Annotated in this window: 16 protein-coding genes; 8 read left to right on the top strand and 8 right to left on the bottom strand. The window is 70.4% G+C overall.

Annotated elements, in window-relative coordinates:
• The first annotated feature begins 549 nt into the window (after positions 1 to 549).
• Together ACQPY4_RS29305 and ACQPY4_RS29300 are read left to right on the top strand one after the other, a co-directional pair.
• Positions 550 to 2,538: a ComEC/Rec2 family competence protein gene (locus ACQPY4_RS29305; RefSeq protein ID WP_433326226.1), complete on the top strand. Its 1,989-nt coding sequence runs from the start codon at positions 550 to 552 to the stop codon at positions 2,536 to 2,538.
• A gap of 174 nt (positions 2,539 to 2,712) precedes the next feature.
• Positions 2,713 to 3,324: a DUF1877 family protein gene (locus tag ACQPY4_RS29300; RefSeq protein WP_433326224.1), complete on the top strand. Its 612-nt coding sequence runs from the start codon at positions 2,713 to 2,715 to the stop codon at positions 3,322 to 3,324.
• Positions 3,325 to 3,462: 138 nt separating this feature from the next.
• Here the strand turns inward: ACQPY4_RS29300 and holA are convergent, their stop codons facing one another.
• The 4 genes from holA to rpsT all read right to left on the bottom strand — a co-directional run bounded on the left by holA (position 3,463) and on the right by rpsT (position 5,958).
• Positions 3,463 to 4,461, bottom strand: coding sequence for a DNA polymerase III subunit delta (gene holA, locus ACQPY4_RS29295; RefSeq protein ID WP_433339070.1), 999 nt, complete (start codon positions 4,459 to 4,461; stop codon positions 3,463 to 3,465).
• A gap of 155 nt (positions 4,462 to 4,616) precedes the next feature.
• Positions 4,617 to 5,048: an SRPBCC family protein gene (locus ACQPY4_RS29290; protein WP_433326222.1), complete on the bottom strand. Its 432-nt coding sequence runs from the start codon at positions 5,046 to 5,048 to the stop codon at positions 4,617 to 4,619.
• Complete coding sequence (locus ACQPY4_RS29285; protein WP_433339068.1) at positions 5,045 to 5,593, bottom strand: RNA 2'-phosphotransferase; 549 nt, start codon at positions 5,591 to 5,593, stop codon at positions 5,045 to 5,047. Before ACQPY4_RS29285 ends, ACQPY4_RS29290 begins: the two co-directional genes overlap by 4 nt.
• Positions 5,594 to 5,688: 95 nt before the next feature.
• Positions 5,689 to 5,958 (bottom strand): 30S ribosomal protein S20, encoded by a 270-nt coding sequence (rpsT, locus tag ACQPY4_RS29280; protein ID WP_433326220.1) that lies wholly within the window; start codon positions 5,956 to 5,958, stop codon positions 5,689 to 5,691.
• Positions 5,959 to 6,203: 245 nt separating this feature from the next.
• Here rpsT and lepA point away from each other — a divergent pair, with 245 nt between their 5' ends.
• Both lepA and ACQPY4_RS29270 read left to right on the top strand, forming a co-directional pair.
• Positions 6,204 to 8,051: a translation elongation factor 4 gene (gene lepA / locus ACQPY4_RS29275; protein ID WP_433326218.1), complete on the top strand. Its 1,848-nt coding sequence runs from the start codon at positions 6,204 to 6,206 to the stop codon at positions 8,049 to 8,051.
• A 281-nt stretch (positions 8,052 to 8,332) separates the two neighbouring features.
• Positions 8,333 to 9,085, top strand: a complete 753-nt coding sequence (locus ACQPY4_RS29270) for a Uma2 family endonuclease (protein WP_433326216.1) — start codon at positions 8,333 to 8,335, stop codon at positions 9,083 to 9,085.
• On the opposite strand, the gene ACQPY4_RS29265 is transcribed toward ACQPY4_RS29270, so the two are convergent.
• The 3 genes from ACQPY4_RS29265 to ACQPY4_RS29255 all read right to left on the bottom strand — a co-directional run bounded on the left by ACQPY4_RS29265 (position 9,078) and on the right by ACQPY4_RS29255 (position 11,905).
• Positions 9,078 to 9,425, bottom strand: a complete 348-nt coding sequence (locus ACQPY4_RS29265; RefSeq protein ID WP_433326214.1) for a DUF4870 domain-containing protein — start codon at positions 9,423 to 9,425, stop codon at positions 9,078 to 9,080. The two genes, ACQPY4_RS29270 and ACQPY4_RS29265, sit on opposite strands and share 8 nt — an antisense overlap.
• A gap of 154 nt (positions 9,426 to 9,579) precedes the next feature.
• Positions 9,580 to 10,971 carry a hypothetical protein gene (locus ACQPY4_RS29260; RefSeq protein ID WP_433326212.1) on the bottom strand — a complete coding sequence of 464 codons (1,392 nt, stop codon included), beginning with the start codon at positions 10,969 to 10,971 and terminating at the stop codon, positions 9,580 to 9,582.
• 76 nt (positions 10,972 to 11,047) lie between these two features.
• The gene (locus ACQPY4_RS29255; protein ID WP_433326210.1) at positions 11,048 to 11,905 is read right to left on the bottom strand and encodes a hypothetical protein; all 858 of its coding nucleotides are present in this window, start codon (positions 11,903 to 11,905) and stop codon (positions 11,048 to 11,050) included.
• A 187-nt stretch (positions 11,906 to 12,092) separates the two neighbouring features.
• Here ACQPY4_RS29255 and ACQPY4_RS29250 point away from each other — a divergent pair, with 187 nt between their 5' ends.
• The 4 genes from ACQPY4_RS29250 (at position 12,093) to hemW (ending at position 16,635) form a co-directional block, all read left to right on the top strand.
• A complete protein-coding gene (locus ACQPY4_RS29250) occupies positions 12,093 to 12,533 on the top strand; it encodes a hypothetical protein (RefSeq protein ID WP_433326208.1) in 441 nt (146 codons plus the stop codon).
• Between the two features lie 83 nt (positions 12,534 to 12,616).
• On the top strand, positions 12,617 to 13,792 hold the full coding sequence (locus ACQPY4_RS29245) for an RICIN domain-containing protein (protein ID WP_433326206.1): 1,176 nt from the start codon (positions 12,617 to 12,619) through the stop codon (positions 13,790 to 13,792).
• 150 nt (positions 13,793 to 13,942) lie between these two features.
• The gene (locus ACQPY4_RS29240) at positions 13,943 to 15,388 is read left to right on the top strand and encodes a sigma-70 family RNA polymerase sigma factor (RefSeq protein ID WP_433326204.1); all 1,446 of its coding nucleotides are present in this window, start codon (positions 13,943 to 13,945) and stop codon (positions 15,386 to 15,388) included.
• 47 nt (positions 15,389 to 15,435) lie between these two features.
• Positions 15,436 to 16,635: a radical SAM family heme chaperone HemW gene (gene hemW, locus ACQPY4_RS29235; RefSeq protein ID WP_433326202.1), complete on the top strand. Its 1,200-nt coding sequence runs from the start codon at positions 15,436 to 15,438 to the stop codon at positions 16,633 to 16,635.
• A gap of 37 nt (positions 16,636 to 16,672) precedes the next feature.
• On the opposite strand, the gene ACQPY4_RS29230 is transcribed toward hemW, so the two are convergent.
• Complete coding sequence (locus ACQPY4_RS29230) at positions 16,673 to 17,236, bottom strand: DUF4870 domain-containing protein (RefSeq protein WP_433326200.1); 564 nt, start codon at positions 17,234 to 17,236, stop codon at positions 16,673 to 16,675.
• Positions 17,237 to 17,257: the final 21 nt, after the last annotated feature.

The raw sequence follows: 17,257 nt of genomic DNA, 5'->3' as shown, positions 1-17,257 counted from the left end.
AACGAGCTCCGCACAACGTCATCGCCAGACCGCACCGCTCGCGAGCCCGATCGCCTTCCTCCGTCATGGACCGAGCACGGCGGGACGTCGGAGAACGGCCTACAGACGCATACGCCGACGGATGCTCCGCGACGGGAGACCAGCAATCCCGGCCCGGTGGCGGGGGAGCGGCCTAGCGGAGGGATGGACAAGCCCGGGGACGAACTGTCAGACCAAGGCGGTGTGGACCTGGTCAGTGGGCGACGCTTTGCTCGCTCGCCCCTCGCCGGGCTGACCGAGCGCATTGGCATCACCAGGGGGCGGGCTGTCGCGGAGGGGGACCAGGAGCAACAGCGGGCAGCGGGAGACGGCCGCAACAGTGAGCGGCTCGCTGCGATTGGGGAGGTGATTCGAGGCATTGGGGCTGGGGGTCGGTGGCGGATGACGGGTGTGGCCGTGTGTCTTTGCGTGGCGGCCTCGGCAGCGGGTGTGGGGTTGCGCGTTTCGGCCGTCAGTTCGGGGCCGGTCCGTGCGATGGCGGTTTCAGATGGACGGGCCAGCGCCCAAGCCGTGGTGACCGCTGATCCGCAGTTGGTGACCAAACCGGGACGGCCGATCATCCTGGTGCGAGCGCGGGTCGAAGAGCTGACCGCGCGTGGACGACGAACGGAGGTTCGTGTGCCTGTCTTGCTGGTCGCCGGGGACCAGCAGTGGAAGAACCTGATACCCAGCCAGCGAGTCCGTCTCAGCGGGAAGTTCGTCCCGCCGCGCCATGCGGAATTGCTCGCCGCCGTCGTGATCGTGCGAGGCCCGCCCATGGACATAGGGCGGCCGTCGGCCGTGCAGCGTGCGGCCGAGCGCGTGCGCGCGAGGCTCAGGACGGCGACCGCGAGGCTGCCGCCCGAGCAGCGTGGCGTGCTGCCGGGCATGGTCGTAGGCGATACGTCCAGGCTTGATCCACGGCTCGCTGAGGACTTCAGGACGGCCGGGCTGACCCATCTCCTGGTCGTCTCGGGCGCCAACCTGGCGATCGTCATCGGAGCCGTCATGGCGCTGTGCCGCTTGGCTGGTCTGGGACGGCGCCGCGCGCCCCCGCTGGCAGTCCTGGCTCTGTTGGCGTTCGTCGTCATCGCACGGCCCGAACCCAGCGTCCTGCGCGCGACCGTGATGTGCATGATCGGGTTGCTCGCCTTCTTCGCCGGACGTGAGAAGCAAGGCATCCCCGCGCTCGGTGGCGCGATCGTGCTCCTGATACTCATCGATCCCGCGCTGGCGCGCTCATATGGCTTCGCCCTCTCCGTGTTGGCGACGGGAGGCCTCCTGGTTCTGGCACCGCCATGGCGCGAGCGCCTGGCTCGCCGCATGCCGGGCCCGCTCGCGGACGCCCTGGCCGTCGCCGCCGCAGCCCAGGTCGCAGTCGCCCCGGTGCTGGTCATGCTTTCGGGAGAGCTAGGCGTGGTCGCGATCGCCACCAACCTTCTCGCCGCCCCAGCCGTAGCTCCGGCCACCCTTCTAGGGGCATTGGCCGCACTCATCGCACTCTTCGCGATGCCCGTGGCCCAGCTCGTCGTCTGGCCCGCCGGGCTGGCCGTCGGCTGGATCGTCTGGCTCGCCCGGACGAGCGCCGACCTCCCGTACGCCACCATCCCGTGGCAAGGCGGCGGACTTGGCGCGCTGGCCTTCATCGCCGCCGCCGCCTTCGCCCTGCTCATCCTGCGCCTGCCCCGGCTCCGCATGGCTGCCATCGCCGCTGTGGCCGGTGTCCTCGTCGCCGTCATCGGCCTACGGCTCCTGGCGCCGGGTTGGCCGCCCCCCGGCTGGGCGATGGTGGCCTGCGATGTTGGGCAAGGAGACGCGATCGCCCTCTCCGCAGGCGCGGGCCGCGCAGTCGTCGTGGACGCAGGCCCAGAGCCAGGCCCCGTCGACGCCTGCCTCCGACGACTGGCCGTAAGGGACGTCCCGCTGCTGGTTCTCACTCACCCCCACGCCGACCACATCAACGGTGCCTCCGGTGTGCGCCGAGGCCGCGCGGTCCACACCGTCCTGACAACGCCCTTGAGCTTTGGCCGAGAACAGAGGTTCACGGGAGGCTTGAAAACACGTCCCGCCATTGCCGGTCAACGCTGGACGGTCGGCCCGCTCTCCCTGTCGGTCCTTGGGCCGTCCGATTCCGGCGTCCGCTTATCCACCGCCGACGACGGCGCCGCCATCAACAACGCCAGCATCGTCCTGGTCGCCAAGGGCCCCGGCTTTACCGCGCTCCTGTCCGGCGACGTGGAGACCGAGGCCCAACGCGCCCTGGCGCCCTTCGTCCCCCGCGTCCACGTCCTCAAGGTCCCGCACCACGGCTCCCGAAAGCTGGACCCCGCCTTTTTCGCCGCCGCCCGCCCCAAGTTCTCGCTGATCTCCGTCGGTCGCGACAACGACTACGGCCACCCTTCCTCCTCAGCCCTGACTACCCTCCAACGCCTCGGCTCCCGAATCCACCGCACCGACCAGAACGGCGACATAGCCATAACGAGAACAGCAGGCGGCATATCCGCAGTAACCCGCCGCTGACGCCAGCCCACTGCGTCCAGCACTCTGTAGCTCTCGCGCTTAGTCGGTGACGTGGGTTGGCCTATCCGGGCTAGGCGGTCGGTCCTTGGCCTGAGGATGGTGTCCTTGGAGGGACGGGGTGTTCTCGTCGTCGGGAGCGGTGGCGCTCTGGCCTTGGCTGAGGGGGTGTGAGGCGTGGGGATAGATCTGTCGAGTGTTCCGGTTCTGTTGGACTCGGAGCCGGTGCGGGCGATTCGGTGTGACGCGGGGGTGTTTGAGGCCGCTTCGTGGCGGCCGCCCTTCTACTTCGGGGACGAGGATTTCGGGGAGCCATTGCCTGAGGTCAGTCGGGCGATGATGGCGGGACGTCCAGCAGGGCTTGACGCGCTTGAGGGGCCGTGGCATTCGGGTGCGCGTGACTATGGGCAGGCCGAGTACGCGCTTGATCCGGTGAGGTATCGCTCCGCGAGGGACTACAGCGAGCGGGAGCGGTCGCTGGCTTATCGGGTCGTGCAGGGGGATCGGCCCTTTGGTGAGCATGCAGTCGCTACGCAGGGCATCCCTTGGCGTTGCTCGGAGCGTGCGTTTCTGCTTGAGGCCGCTGACGTGATCGAGGCGCTGGACGAGGCGTTCGTGCGGCGCGAGTTCTCGGTTGCGGAGATGGTCGCGCTCGGCGTTTACAAGACGCGGCCGGACGATGATGAGGGCGAGACCTTCGCGCGCGCCATGGGCAACCTGCGATGGCTTGCGCGCTATTACCGAGAAGTTGCCGCTTATGGGTACGACCTGATCGTGATTGCGGACTGAGCGGGCGCAGCGGAGGCTATTGCGCTGGTTGGTGGCACGACTCGGGGGCCTGTCCACAAGGGGGTGGGGCGGGCTGAGAGGCGGTTTTTATCAAGCGCGTGTGAGGGGCGAGTCTGGTTGAGGGAGCGGATCTGGGTGTCAGCGGCGGTTGCGGGCCGCGACTATGGTGGCGACGGTTTTTTCCAGGGCGTAGGCCGGGTCGGCGGCGCCGCCCTTGACCTGTTCGTCGGCGTCGGCGACGGCTCTCAGCGCGTGGGCGACGCCGTCGCCGGACCAGCCGCGCAGTTGGCGCTGGACGCGCTCGATCTTCCAGGGCGGCATGCCCAGTTCCTTGGCGAGGGAAGCTCCTCGGGCGCCTCGGGGGGCGCCGCCCACCTTGGCCAGGCCGCGCACGCCCTGGGCCAGTGCGCTCACGATGAGGACGGGGGCAACGCCCGTTGCGAGGGCCCAGCGGAGTTGTTCCAGTGCGTCGGCGAGCTGGCCCTCGATGGCCTTGTCGGCGACCGCGAATCCGCTGACTTCGGCTCTGCCGCGGTAGTAGCGGGCGACAGCGGTGTCATCGATCTTGCCGCCGGTGTCGGCGACCAACTGGCTGCAGGCTCCGGCCAGCTCGCGGAGGTCGTTTCCGACCGCGTCCAGGAGGCCGCGGGCCGCGTCGGAGGAGATCTTGCCGCCCGCTCGGCGGATCTCGGCGCGGATGAAGTCGATCCGCTCGCCCATCTTGGTGACCTTGGGGCAGGAGATCTTGCGCGCCCCGGCCTTGCTCAGCCCGTCCACCAGGGCCTTGCCCTTGGCGCCGCCGTGATGGACGGCCACCAGCACGATGTCCTCGGCGGGACGCCTGGCGTACGTCAGCACCTCGGCCGTGAGGTCTTTGCCCAGGTCCTGGGTGGAGCGCAGGACGAGGACCTTGCCGCCGCCGAACAGGGACGGGGAGGTCAGCTCCGAAATGCGTCCGGGCTCCAGCCCGCCCGGTCCGAGGTCTGTTACCTCGATGTCCGGGTCGTTGGCGCGCGCGGACGCGGCCACGTCGGCGATCGCCCGGTCAACGAGCAGTTCTTCGTCCCCGACGATCAAAACAAGAGGGTCACCGGCCACCCCAGCAGCATGCCATGCCTGTGCCCCCGCCCAATCCATCACACGGGGAGACGGTTGGAGATGTGCCGTCTCACGTACTGGACGGGGTCGTAACGAGGGCGCCGTCGTCCCTGTGAGGGCTGGGCTGTCGTTGGGCTCGGCTTGGTCTGAGGGTGCGTGAATTGTGCGGGAGCTCCCTGGGTGGGTGTTGGTGGTTAGAGGGATTCGGCTTGTTGCTTGAGGGCGTGGGCCTCTTGGGTGACGTAGAGCTTGGCGCGGCGGCCGGCTAGCAGGGCGATGAGGGGCGCCAGGGGGCCGGTTTGGTCGAGGGTCAGCCGGAGGGACGCGGTGTCGTCGGCGTTTGGGGTCATGTAGTGGCCGCCTACGGTTTTGACCCCGGGGGCGGTGGCTTCCCAGACGAAGGACGTGGACGGGGTGAACTCCGTGATCGTCCAGATGGCGGGACGGAGTTTGGGCTGGTAGACCCGGGTGCGGCTGCCCTTGGCGAGGGGGCCGTCGTCCAGGCGTTCCAGGCGGTTGATGGACGGGGTGAGGGCGGGCCAGCTCTCGATGTCCACCAGGGCGTCCCAGAGGGCCTTGGGGGAGGCGTTGACGTCGAGGTTCACTTCGAAGTGCATTCGGGTCATCCAGGGAGGTTGAGGTACTCGGGCGGGACGGCGGGCGCGAGCCAGACGCCGTTGGCGCTGACGCGGAACTCGTGGCCGTCGGCGGCCATGCGGGCGGCGTCCACGACGAGGATGACGGGACGGCCGCGGCGGGCGCCCACGGTCTCGGCGGTTTCGCGGTCGGGGGAGAGGTGCACCGACTGGCGGTTCATGGGGCGCAGGCCCTCGGCCTTGATGGCGGCCAGGGACGCGCCGACGGTGCCGTGGTACAGGACGGCCGGGGGCTCGACGACGGGCAGGTCGAGGTCGACGGGGACGGAGTGGCCCTGGCTGGCGCGGATCCGTTCGCCGGAGTCGTCGAAGGCGTAGCGGCGCTTGTCGTTGACGGCGACCACGTGGTCGAGCTCGTCGCGCGTGATGGGGAAGCCGTTGCGGGCGCAGGCGTCCAGGAGGACGGCGACGGGCACCCAGCCGGCCTTGTCGAGCGTGATGCCGAGGCGTTCGGGCTGGTGCCGCAGATGCTTGGCGAGGTACTTGGAGATCCTCACCGTGCGGCGTTCGTTCATGTGCACGCGATCACCGTATGACGATCTTCCGGTTTCGCGTACACGAAAAGGGACCGGCGACGGGCGTACCGCTGCCGGCCCCTGAACGAGGGGTCTTACTTGGCCTGCAGGGCGGCGGCCTGCTTGGCGATCGCCGACTTGCGGTTGGCCGCTTGGTTCTTGTGGATGACGCCCTTGCTCGCGGCCTTGTCGAGCTTGCGAGCGGCGTTGCGCTGGGCGGTGACCGCGTCGTCGACGTTGCCGGCCTCCGCGGCCTCGCGGAACTTGCGGATCGCCGTCTTCAGCTCGGACTTGACGGCCTTGTTGCGCAGACGAGCCTTCTCGTTCTGCTTGTTCCGCTTGATCTGGGACTTGATGTTAGCCACGTCGTAGTGCCTCAGCCTTGGTAGCGATCGTGGCCTGCCGCGGCGCGGGCAGGCTCGGAAAGTGGACGGGGCGGACGGTGCCCCGAGGCACGACGGTACGCCACACGCAGTCGCACAGCTTACCAAGAGCGGAGCCCGGCCCCAAACCAGCGGCGAGGACGGAGCATCCGCCGCGGCATGGGACCATGGGATACGGCAAGATCTGCCACATCCCTGTCCATCTGTGAGATTGCGAACGGACCCCGGTGCCAGCGCCTGAGCCTAACAAGACCGATCCCGCGATCATCCGGAACTTCTGCATCATCGCGCACATCGACCATGGCAAGTCGACGCTGGCCGACCGCATGTTGCAGCTCACCGGGGTCGTCGAGGAGCGCCAGATGCGCGCCCAGTACCTCGACCGCATGGACATCGAGCGCGAGCGCGGCATCACGATCAAGAGCCAGGCGGTGCGCCTGCCGTGGCGCGGCGCGGACGGTACCGACTACGTCCTCAACCTGATCGACACCCCGGGGCACGTCGACTTCTCCTATGAGGTGTCGCGGTCGCTGGCGGCGTGTGAGGGCGCGGTCCTGCTGGTGGACGCGGCGCAGGGCATCGAGGCGCAGACGCTGGCGAACCTGTATCTGGCGATCGAGGCCGACCTGCATCTGATCCCGGTGCTCAACAAGATCGACCTTCCGGCGGCGCAGCCGGAGAAGTACGCCGAGGAGATCGCGGGCATCATCGGCTGCGACCCGTCCGACGTGCTGCGGGTCTCGGGCAAGACGGGCGAGGGCGTTCCCGAGCTGCTCAACCGGATCGTGGAGACGGTGCCGGGGCCGGTGGGCGACCCTGACGCGCCCGCCCGCGCGCTGATCTTCGACTCGGTCTACGACACCTACCGGGGCGTCGTGACCTATGTGCGGATCATCGACGGGCACCTCTCGCGGCGCGAGAAGAGCATGATGATGTCGACCGGGACGTCCCACGAGACCCTCGAGGTCGGGGTGATCTCCCCGGAGCCCAAGGCCGTGGCGGGTCTGGGCGTCGGCGAGGTCGGCTACCTGATCACCGGGGTGAAGGACGTCCGGCAGGCGCGGGTCGGCGACACCGTGACGACCGCGACGCGTCCCGCCCCGGACATGCTGGGCGGCTATCAGGACCCCAAGCCGATGGTGTTCTCGGGCCTGTACCCGATGGACGGCGACCAGTACCCCGAGCTGCGCGACGCCCTCGACAAGCTCCAGCTGAACGACGCCGCGCTGATCTACGAACCCGAGACGTCGGCCGCGCTGGGCTTCGGCTTCCGCTGCGGCTTCCTCGGGCTGCTGCACATGGAGATCGTCCGTGAGCGGCTGGAGCGCGAGTTCGGGCTGACGCTCATCTCCACCGCGCCCAACGTGGTCTACCGGGTGGAGATGGAGGACGCGTCCGAGCACGTGGTCACCAACCCCAGCGAGTTCCCCGAAGGCAAGATCGGCGCGGTCTACGAGCCGATGGTCAAGGCGACGCTGCTGGCGCCGAGCGAGTTCATCGGCGCGATCATGGAGCTCTGCCAGGGGCGCCGCGGCGTCCTGCTCGGCATGGACTACCTGTCGGAAGACCGCGTCGAGATCCGCTACACCCTTCCGCTCGCCGAGATCATCTTCGACTTCTTCGACCAGCTGAAGTCGCGGACGCGCGGGTACGCCTCGCTCGACTACGAGCCCAGCGGCGAGCAGGAGTCCGACCTGGTCAAGGTCGACATCCTGCTCCAGGGCGAGTCGGTCGACGCCTTCAGCCAGATCGTCCACAAGGACAAGTCCCGCGAGTACGGCCTGATGATGACCTCCAAGCTCAAGGAGCTCATCCCCCGCCAGCAGTACGAGGTGCCCATCCAGGCCGCCGTCGGCGCACGCATCATCGCCCGCGAGAACATCCGCGCCATCCGCAAGGACGTCCTCGCCAAGTGCTACGGCGGCGACATCTCCCGCAAGCGCAAGCTCCTCGAACGCCAGAAGGAGGGCAAGAAGCGCATGAAGACGATCGGGCGCGTCGACGTCCCCCAGGAGGCGTTCGTGGCGGCCCTTTCGACGGGTGAGCCGACGTCTGCGGACAAGGGCAAGAAGTAGCGCGCGGCAAGAAGCGCATGCTGTGTTCGATGCGGGCGCATCGACGTCCCCCAGGAGGCGTTCGTGGCGGCGCTTTCGACGGGTGAGCCGACGTCCGCGGACAAGGGCAAGAAGTAGCGCGCGGCAAGAAGCGCATGCGCTGACGTCCCCCGGGGGCGTCCCCCGGGGGCGTCCGTCAGGTGCCGCTCGATCGGTTCGCCGGGACGTGGGGGGCGGTCGTTTTGGGTCTGGTTATGGCAAAGCGGTGGTGACTCGGTGTCCTCGCGAGGACACTGGGCGTTGTGACGCATACGTTGCTGCATCAGGTGCTGGTGTCCGGTCTGGTGGTGCCCATCGGGCTCGCCGAGGCGGACGATCAGCGGTCCATCACGCGGGCGGGAGCCCGGCTGGCGGACGACACGTGGCTGCGGGCCGACTTGATGGTGTTCCAGGAGGACCAGAGTGAAGGGGAGCCCCCGTATGTGCGGGGGGCGCCGCTGCTCGCGGTCGAGGTGACCTCGGAGTGCTCGCGGGAGACCGACCTGGGCGCCAAGCGCGAGATGTACGAGCGGTTCGGGGTGCCCTCGTACTGGGTCGTCGACCTGAAGGGGGACGAGCCCGAGCTGCTGGTCTTCGAGCTGGCCGACGACGGGCGCTATGCCGAGGAGGCCCGCGTGACGTGGGGCCGTTCGTGCTCGCTGACCCGGCCCTTCGACATCGAGATCGCCCCCGACCAGATCTTCGACCGGCTACCGCGCCGGAACGTTCCGAGGAGGGGTTTCATGGACGGCACGGGACCGGGCAAGGGGTCCGATCTGCCGGACAGCGAGGAGCCGGTGCTCATCGACTCGTTCGCGCATCGCTGGCCCACCGCGGCCGAGAAGTCCGAGCTGTGGGACGGGTGCCCGGTGTTCTACGGGGCGTGGGACGAGCGCGATGTGGCCATCGCGGAGCGCGCGTATCCCGGACGGGTCGTCCGGCTGGACCAGCCTCCCGGGGAACCGGGCACCATGACGGTTCTCCCGGGCCCCGGGAACGAGTCGCGGGCTACTTGAGGAGTGGCCAGGCGATGAAGACCGGGACGCGGCGGAATTCGCCGCGGTTGGCCGCGCGGGCCGCGTAGACCAGGAAGACCAGGACGACCGCGGTGAAGACCAGCGGCACCCAGATCAGGGCCTCGGTGGCCAGCAGGAGCAGTGCGCTGACCAGCCAGACGACGATCGCGGCGATGCCCATGTTCAGGGCCTGGCGGGCGTGCTTGCGGACGAAGGGCGAGCGGCCCTTGGCGACCAGGACGACCAGTGGTGCGATCGCGCCGACCAGGAACTGCCCCAGGTAGGCCATCAGCGCCCAGGACTTGTCGTCGTGGGTCACCGGGCCGACGTTTCCCGGCATGGGGGCCATGCCCGGTTGCTGCCATCCGGGCTGCTGTCCGGGTGACGGTGGAGGCCCGTAGGCCATGACTGGTTCCTCTCCGGGGGTTCGCAAAGGGTTGTGGGCGAAGTCTATGACTCCTTAGACGCCCCCGGAGTTCGCTGGTTCCCGCTATCTATGGGCGCCAGAGGACGGCGGTGGGGGCGGTCTTGGTCAGGGTGACCGAGCCGTTCCAGCGCACGACCGACGCCTGGGGCACGTAGGACGCGCCGAGGAAGAAGCCCCGGTGGATCGCGGTGACCGTGGACGGCGCGCCGTTGTCGCCGGTCCCGACGGGCTGCCGGACGGCCTCGACGCTCGCGAGGTCGGCGGCCGTGGTGCCCTCGGGCAGTTCGACGGTGGTGGACGCGGCCCCGTCGCGCTCGATCGACCAGGTCGGCTGGGAGTGGTCGGACCGGTAGAGGCGGGACGGGTCGGACTTCAGCCGGACGCCGAGCGCGACGCCGGGCTTGGAGCCGTCCCCGGTGGCAGCGCCTGTGGTCTTCGTGAGCTCCAGCCACAGGTAGGTGCGCTGGTCGCCGACCTGCACGGTGGACGGGTCCGACGGCTTCTCGATCCGGCCCTCGCGGATCATCTCCTGGGCCATGATCTGGTAGGCCCAGGGCTCGCGGTCCATGACGATCTCGCGGGCGCGGTCGGTGGGGCGGGTGCGCGAGGCGTCCGGCAGGAAGCGCAGCGGGGCGCCGGGGCTGATGACGTCGCACATGTTGTTGTTCTGCGTGCAGGTCTGCAGGACAGGGTGGTCGCCCTCGTAGCGCCCGGCGAACTTGAAGGTCTGGTGCGCGGGCGCCTGGTAGACGCCGGTGCCGTCCACGCGGCGGCCCTGGGCGTCGACCTCGACGCGGTAGACCCACTCGATGTCGGTGGTGCGGCCCCAGCGGGCCATCAGGGCGGGGCTGTCGGTGCCGCCGTCCTCGTTGCTCCACACGACGGAGTATTCGAGGACGCGGTGCCCGGCGGTCGCGGCGGCGCGTGACTCGTGCCAGGCGATGAGCGGGGTGTCGGTGGTCGCGTTCTGGTAGGCGTCCCCGAGGGGCCATCCGGTGCGCCCGACGACGATGGGGGCGTGCCTGAGGGCGACCTGGTCGGCCTTGGGGAGCTCCACTTCCGGACGCGTGAGCCTGACGCGCTTGGCGGCGTCCGCGCTGCCCTTGGCGAAGCGCAGGGTGACCTTGTGCTTGCCGCGCTTGACCGGGCCCAGGCCGAGGCTGCGCTTGATGGGGGACGACGAAGGCACCACGAGGTCGGTGACGTGCCGTCCGTCCACGTCCACCGCCACGACGGCGGCCTCGGCGCCCTTGCGCGCCCACGAGACCCCGGGGGCGGACGCCTTGAAGCCGATGACCGCCTCCCCGTCACGGTCGGCGTAGAACTTCAGCGTCCGGGCCGGTCCGCCCCGCTCGATCACCAGCGCGTCCCCGGCCGCGGCCGGGGGGAGCGGGAGCAGGGAGGTGCCGGCGAACGCGCCGGTGAGGACGAGGGCGGCGGAACGTGCGCGGCTTCGCATGGGCAGGGAGCCTAGGACGGGCTGATTGCGCTGCGGTGACAATGCGGTCCCTCGTGGGTGTCGTGTTCATTGCCCTTCACGGTCGCGCGGGTGCCTGAAGCGATCCTCCGCTGAAGCGTCCGGCCTCCTGCGCCCCGTATAGGCGCAGGCCAAGGGACGGCATGCGGCAGCCGCCCGTCCCGCGCACGACCTCGTGGCCCAGGCCCTCGAAGAGGGAGACCACGTCGCTCGCGGGTTCGTCCAGCAGGTCGACGCCGTCGAGCCTGAGCCGCAGTTCGGGGTTGCCGCCCCAGCCGCGCTCGCGCGTCGCGTAGATCTCGCCGAGGCGCTCCACTCCGTCATGGGCGCGCTGTGTGCACACGCCCAGCCATCCCCGGCCGATGCGGACGCTGCGGTGCGCGGCCCACCCGCACAGGAACGACTGGCGCGGGGGAGTGGTCCCGCACTGCTCGCCCACGGCGGTGAGCGTCGTCCAGGCGTCCTCGGCGGTGGTGGAGAAGAGCAGATCGGCCTTCGGGAGCAGGGCACCGCGTCCCGGCTCGAGGGTGACGATGTACGGGGCGACCTTCCCGGGGAAGCGGGCCGGGTCGGGTTCGCGCAGGGTGACCAGGCCCTCCCACTCGACGGGTTCCTCTACCGCGAACCACGCGATGCTGGTCTCGACCCCGATCTCGGCGAAGGTGCGGTCGGTCAGCGCGCGCCCGATCGCCTCGCGCGCTCCGAGGGCGATTTCGTCCACCCGGCGGCCCCACCAGGGCGGTTCGGGGTCGGGGCGCCGCTGCCCGGCCTGCCAGGTGACCCCGGTGCCCCCGAGTTCGATCCGTTCCTCGTCGCCGCGTTCGTCGACGACCACGTAATGCCAGCCGTCGTCCCGCCCGCGCAGCACCACCCGCGCCGGCACCCGCCCTAGCTTCGGCTCCCGCTGCTCCCGCACCGGAAAACCCTATCCACGCGGGCCCGTCCCGCGGAGGATCTTCGCACCCTAGGCACAAGATCGTCCCGGATCGTCCTTCCGGCGTGCCGGGCGGCGCGCCGCGACACGGCGGACGTTGCTTGGCCTGGGCGGATATGTCGGTACGGTCGGGAGGTCAGATGGCGGCGACGGCTCCGGAGGTTCGACGGTGACCCACTCCGAGCAGGTTCTGCGTTCACCGAAGGAACGGGAGACGGTGAACGGCGCCGTCCGCGCGCTCCGTTCGGCCGCGCCGTTCGGGTGGGAACGGCTCGGGTTCGAGTTCCGCGCGACGGTGGGGATCGACAGCGTCCTGTTCGAGGTGGTCGACGCGTCCGGGGGGATGCGCACGGCGACGCCCCCGGGGCAGGCCATCGGCAAGATGGACGAGCTGCGCCGCGTCATGTACCGGCGCGGCAAGGGCGCGTGGTTCACCGCGCGGCTCGACATCGAACGTTCCGGACGGTTCAGCGCGGAGTTCGACTACGACGGCGAACCGGAGTTCACCCCGCCGCTCACCCCGTCCGCGTACGCGCTCGACCTGGAGCGTTTCCCCCGATCGGACGAGAACATCCCGCGGTGGCTGAGGTCCATGCTCCGTGACGCCTGATTGAACGCGGAACTTTTTTCGCGAAAACCTGTAATGCACGCCCGGTGCCGGTGTCTTCAGGGGTGAACCCGAAGAGAGGCACCATGCAACCCAGTTCTTTTCACGGGCGGCGGGCCATCGTCGTGTTGGCGGTGGTCGTCGCCTTGGCCGTCGTGGTGGGGCTCACGCAGGGAGAGGGCTTCACCGTGCGGTCGGCCTCGGAGCAGGCCGCCGAGAAGGGCGCGACCAAGCCCGGGGGGACGGCGGCTTCCGCCGGCGACGCGGAGTCCCGGGGGACGGCCGCCCCCGATCGGGCCGCGGCCGAGGAGGAGTCGCGCGCGCCTCGTCCCGTGCCGAAGCGCACTCCCGTGACGCCTCCCGGGTTCGCATGTGATCGGGTGGACGCCCCCAACAAGAACTGGGTCGTCCCGGTGTACGTCTACGAGGGCCGCGCCGACCGTTACCGGCAGCGGGTCGGCGCCGTCCGGCAGGCCCTGTGGGACGCCGACCAGGCACACGACGCCGATGCCCGCCGTACGGGGCGATCCCGGCGCCTGCGGATCGCGCAGGACGCCCAGTGCCGTCCACTGGTGGCCAAGTTGCAGGTTCGGAAGACCGACGACTGGAAGCAGGTGCTTCTCGCCAGCGCCAAACGGGGGGAGCAGGGGGTCGCGCTTGGACGGCTCCTGACCACGGCTGGGGCGCGTACCAAACTGGTGTTCTTCGTCGACTCCACCACGCTTCGCGGCGGCTGTGGCCTTGCCGTCCTGCCGTGGTGCCAGGGAGGGGCGGGCCTCGCCCGTGAACTGGACCTTCCCGCCCCGTATTTCATCAACGACCAGCGCGCGGGGCCCGTGAACGTCCGCCTGGTCAGCGTCCACACCGGCCAGTGCCTGGCCGGGGGCGCGCGCTCGAAGAAGGTCGTGCAGGCACGCTGCGGGACGGGTGACCGCCAGGTCTGGCAGCGCGCCATCGACCCCGAGGGATTCTTCACCTACAAGAACCTGGCCGGCGGCCTGTGCATGGAGATGCGCGCCGCCTCAGTCGTGGTCGCCGAGTGCGTCCCGCGACGGCCCGGCCAGCAATGGACCAGCAGCGGCGGCCAGGGCCGGGACGCCCTCGCCTACCAGCTGGTCACCAGGACCGGCGGCGCGAAGGCCGCCAAGGTCGCCGTCGTCCCGGCGGATCCCACCGCCCGCCGGGGCGACGGTCAAGCCGCGCTCTTCCGGATGGACTTCGCGATCCACTCCGGTACCCCGGGACCCGAGGTGCCGGCCTGAAGAGTGCGGTACTTTTCTCCGCGATCGGGTGTCCGCCCGCCCGGTCGCGGAGAATCGGCGTCCAGTCGCGGGGACCGGCGCCGGTTCGCAGGGACGGCGCCGTATCGGCCGCCGGATCGCGGAGCAGGATCTGCGGAGGGAGGGCGCGCGGTGAGCCCTGCAGAGGCGTCGCCGGAAATCGGGCTGGTCCGTCAGGCGCGGGAGGGCGACGACACGGCCGTCGCCGAGCTCTATCGCCGTCACCGCCCGGCCATGCTCGCCTATGCGCGGGGCTGCTGTCGGGACGAGCACACCGCCGAAGACCTCGTGAGCGAGGCTTTCGCGCGCACTCTCCAGGCGGTTCGGGGAGGCGGCGGCCCTACGGGGGCGTGGCGGCCGTACCTCTACACCGTCACCCGTAATGTCGCGATGGACTGGGCCCGCACCGACCGGCGCGGAGCCCTGGCCGAGAGCTTCGACGCCTGGGCGGACGTGACCAGCGCCGGGCCCGAGGAACGCGTCGCCGACAGCGAAGACCACACGATGATCGTGCGGGCGTTCCGGTCGCTTCCCGAGCGCTGGCAGACCGTCCTGTGGCACTCGGTCGTCGAGGGCGAGCCGCGCTCCCAGGTGGCCACGGCGATGGGCACCAGCCCCGGCAACGTGGGCGTGATGGTCTTTCGCGCCCGGGAGGAGCTGCGGCAGGCCTACCTCGCCGCCCACGCGACGGCGACCGGCCCCGAACTCGACTGTGAGCGCTACTCCGCTCCGCTGGCCGCCGCCGTACGTCGCCGCGGCGGACGACGTCCCAAGGCGTTGCGCGAGCACATGGAACGTTGCGTCCGGTGCAGGATGGCCTACGCCGAGCTGACCGACCTCAACGGGCGGCTTCGGACGATGCTCCCCGGCGCCCTGGCCCTCGGGGCGATCGGGAAGGCGCCCGCCGCCGGGCTGCTCCAGCGGATCACCGATCTTCCCGTCGCGGTCACGGGCGCGGCGGGCGCGGCCGCCGTCACGGCGGTGGCCATCCCGGTCGTCATCACCCTGTCCGGCCCTGAGCCGCCCTCTCGCGCCCCGGCGCTGCCGCCCGCGGTCGTGATGCCCCCTCCGGCCTCCTCGGCCTCTGCGGCGCCGTCCAGGAAGCCGACGCCGACGACCACCCGGACGACCACCCGGCCCTCGTCCTCGCCGTCTCCGTCGTCCTCGCCGAAACCCTCGGCGAAGGCGCAGGGCGCGTCGTCCGACCGGGGCCGGGCGATCGCGAGCGGGCAGGAGATGATCACGATCGCCAACCAGGAGCGCGCCCGCCAGGGCCGGGGCCCGCTCCGCACCGACCCGCGGCTCAACCAGGCGGCGGCCCAGGAGGCCGTCGAGCTCGCGCGGCGCGACAACGGCCTGACCCCCTCGTCCGACACCAACACCACGGTCAAGAAGTACGGCTACCCGATGATGTCGGCGGTGTTCCGCTACTACGGCATCGGCCCCCAAGGGGCCGTGCGGAACTGGTCGAGCAGCGGCATGGCGCAGGCGGACTCGTCCCGGGCCATCGGCGCCGCCTGCGCGAACGGGCCCAGCGGGGGCCGCATCTACTGCTCAGTGATCATCGGCAACTACTGACACGCCGGACGGCCGGAGCAGGGCGAACGGCACGGCAGACTTGAGGCGTGCCCGCGACTCTCCCCGATGGTGACCCCGTACCCGCCGACGGCGGGCTGCCGCGCACCGCCATGGAGGGCCTGGGGACGCGCCCGTTCGCCTTTTACGTGCACGTCCCGTTCTGCGTGACCCGCTGCGGCTACTGCGACTTCAACACCTACACGGCCACGGAACTGGGCCCCGGGGCGAGCCGTGACTCCTACGCCGACACGGCCATCCGGGAAGTGCGCATGGCGCGCCGCGTCCTCGGGGACGCCGACCTGCCGGTGGAGACGGTATTCGTCGGTGGAGGCACGCCCACCCTCCTTTCCCCGGACGACCTTGGCCGCGTCCTGGCCGCGATAGAGACCGAGTTCGGTCTCGCCCCGGGGGCCGAGGTCACCACGGAGGCCAACCCCGAGTCCGTGGACGAGGCGTACCTCGGCAGGCTCCGCGAGGTCGGGTACACCCGTGTCTCCTTCGGCATGCAAAGCGCGCGCGAGCACGTCCTGGCCGCGCTGGAGCGCACTCACACCCCGGGCCGGGTTCCCCAGGTGGTGCGCTGGGCACGCGAGGCAGGCTTCGACCACGTCAACCTGGATCTCATCTACGGCACCCCCGGCGAGAGCGATGACGACTGGCGCGCCTCACTCGAAGCCGCTCTGGAGCTGGACCCCGACCACGTCTCCGCCTACGCCCTCATCGTCGAGGAGGGCACCCGGCTGGCGAACCAGGTGCGGCGCGGGGAACTGGCGCCCCCCGACGACGACGCCATGGCCGACCGCTACCTCATGGCCGACGAGCTCCTGACCGGGCATGGGCTGCGCTGGTACGAGATCTCCAACTGGGCGATCGGGGCCGAGGCCGCCTGCCGCCACAACGTCCTGTACTGGACGGGCGCCGACTGGTGGGGCATAGGCCCCGGCGCTCACAGCCATGTCGGGGGCACGCGCTGGTGGAACGTCAAGCACCCCGCCGCCTACGCGTCCCGCCTCGCCGAGGGCACCACCCCCGCGCACGCGCGCGAGATCCTCGCCCCCGAAGACCAGAAGGTCGAGCGCGTCATGCTGGAGCTCCGCCTGGCCCAGGGCTGCCCCATGTCCCTGCTGGACCCGTCCGGCCTCAAACAGGCCATAGCCGACGGCTTGATAACCCCTGTCGAGGACCGGGCCGTCCTGACCCTGCGGGGACGCCTCCTGGCAGACGCCCTGGTCCGCGACCTCACCTGAACACCGCCCCCGGGAAGGGGGCGGTGTGGGCGCCCGGCTAGCGGATCATGGGCCAGGCCATGAACGACGGGAAGGTGTAGTACTCGCCGCGGTTGCCCGCCATGGCGGCGAGGATCAGGAAGACGATCTGGGCGATGAACGCCGCGATGAACGTCAGGATGCCGATCAGCACCAGCATCAGGACGACGCTGATGATCATGTAGACGGCCTGCGTGATCGCGAGGTTGAGGCCCTGCGCGCCGTGGTGGCGGAGGAAGGGCGACTCGTCCTTCTTGGTCAGGTAGACGACCAGCGGGGCGATGAAGCCCAGCAGGAACTGGCCGAGGTGGCACATCAGCGCCCAGGTGCGGTCGTCCGACGTCACCTGCCCGGGGCCGGGCGCGTAAGGCTGCATCCCGTAACCGGCCTGCTGCCCGTAGGCGTCGTAACCCGGGGTCTGGCCGTAGCCGGGCGCCTGCCCGTACCCAGGGGCTTGGCCGTAACCCGGCGCCTGGTCGTACCCGGGCTGTTGCCCGTAGCCGGGCGGTGTGCCGTACCCCGGTTGCTGCTGTCCGTAGTCAGGTTGCCCGTGGCCGGGCTGGTCGGGAGTCCCGTACGACATCGCTTGCTCCTCGGTCCGGGC

Origin of the sequence: Spirillospora sp. CA-294931, from assembly GCF_050946795.1 — a bacterium.
Classification (GTDB): Bacteria; Actinomycetota; Actinomycetes; order Streptosporangiales; family Streptosporangiaceae; genus Spirillospora.
This window is presented reverse-complemented; position numbering and strand designations above follow the sequence as displayed.

Bases quoted from the DNA above. Each gene is read 5' to 3' on its own strand.
- holA (WP_433339070.1), bottom strand. From the start codon at position 4,461: ATGGATTGGGCGGGGGCACAGGCATGGCATGCTGCTGGGGTGGCCGGT.
- ACQPY4_RS29260 (WP_433326212.1), bottom strand. From the start codon at position 10,971: ATGCGAAGCCGCGCACGTTCCGCCGCCCTCGTCCTCACCGGCGCGTTC.
- ACQPY4_RS29285 (WP_433339068.1), bottom strand. From the start codon at position 5,593: ATGAACGAACGCCGCACGGTGAGGATCTCCAAGTACCTCGCCAAGCAT.
- ACQPY4_RS29265 (WP_433326214.1), bottom strand. From the start codon at position 9,425: ATGCCGGGAAACGTCGGCCCGGTGACCCACGACGACAAGTCCTGGGCG.
- ACQPY4_RS29230 (WP_433326200.1), bottom strand. From the start codon at position 17,236: ATGTCGTACGGGACTCCCGACCAGCCCGGCCACGGGCAACCTGACTAC.
- ACQPY4_RS29245 (WP_433326206.1), top strand. From the start codon at position 12,617: ATGCAACCCAGTTCTTTTCACGGGCGGCGGGCCATCGTCGTGTTGGCG.
- ACQPY4_RS29290 (WP_433326222.1), bottom strand. From the start codon at position 5,048: ATGACCCGAATGCACTTCGAAGTGAACCTCGACGTCAACGCCTCCCCC.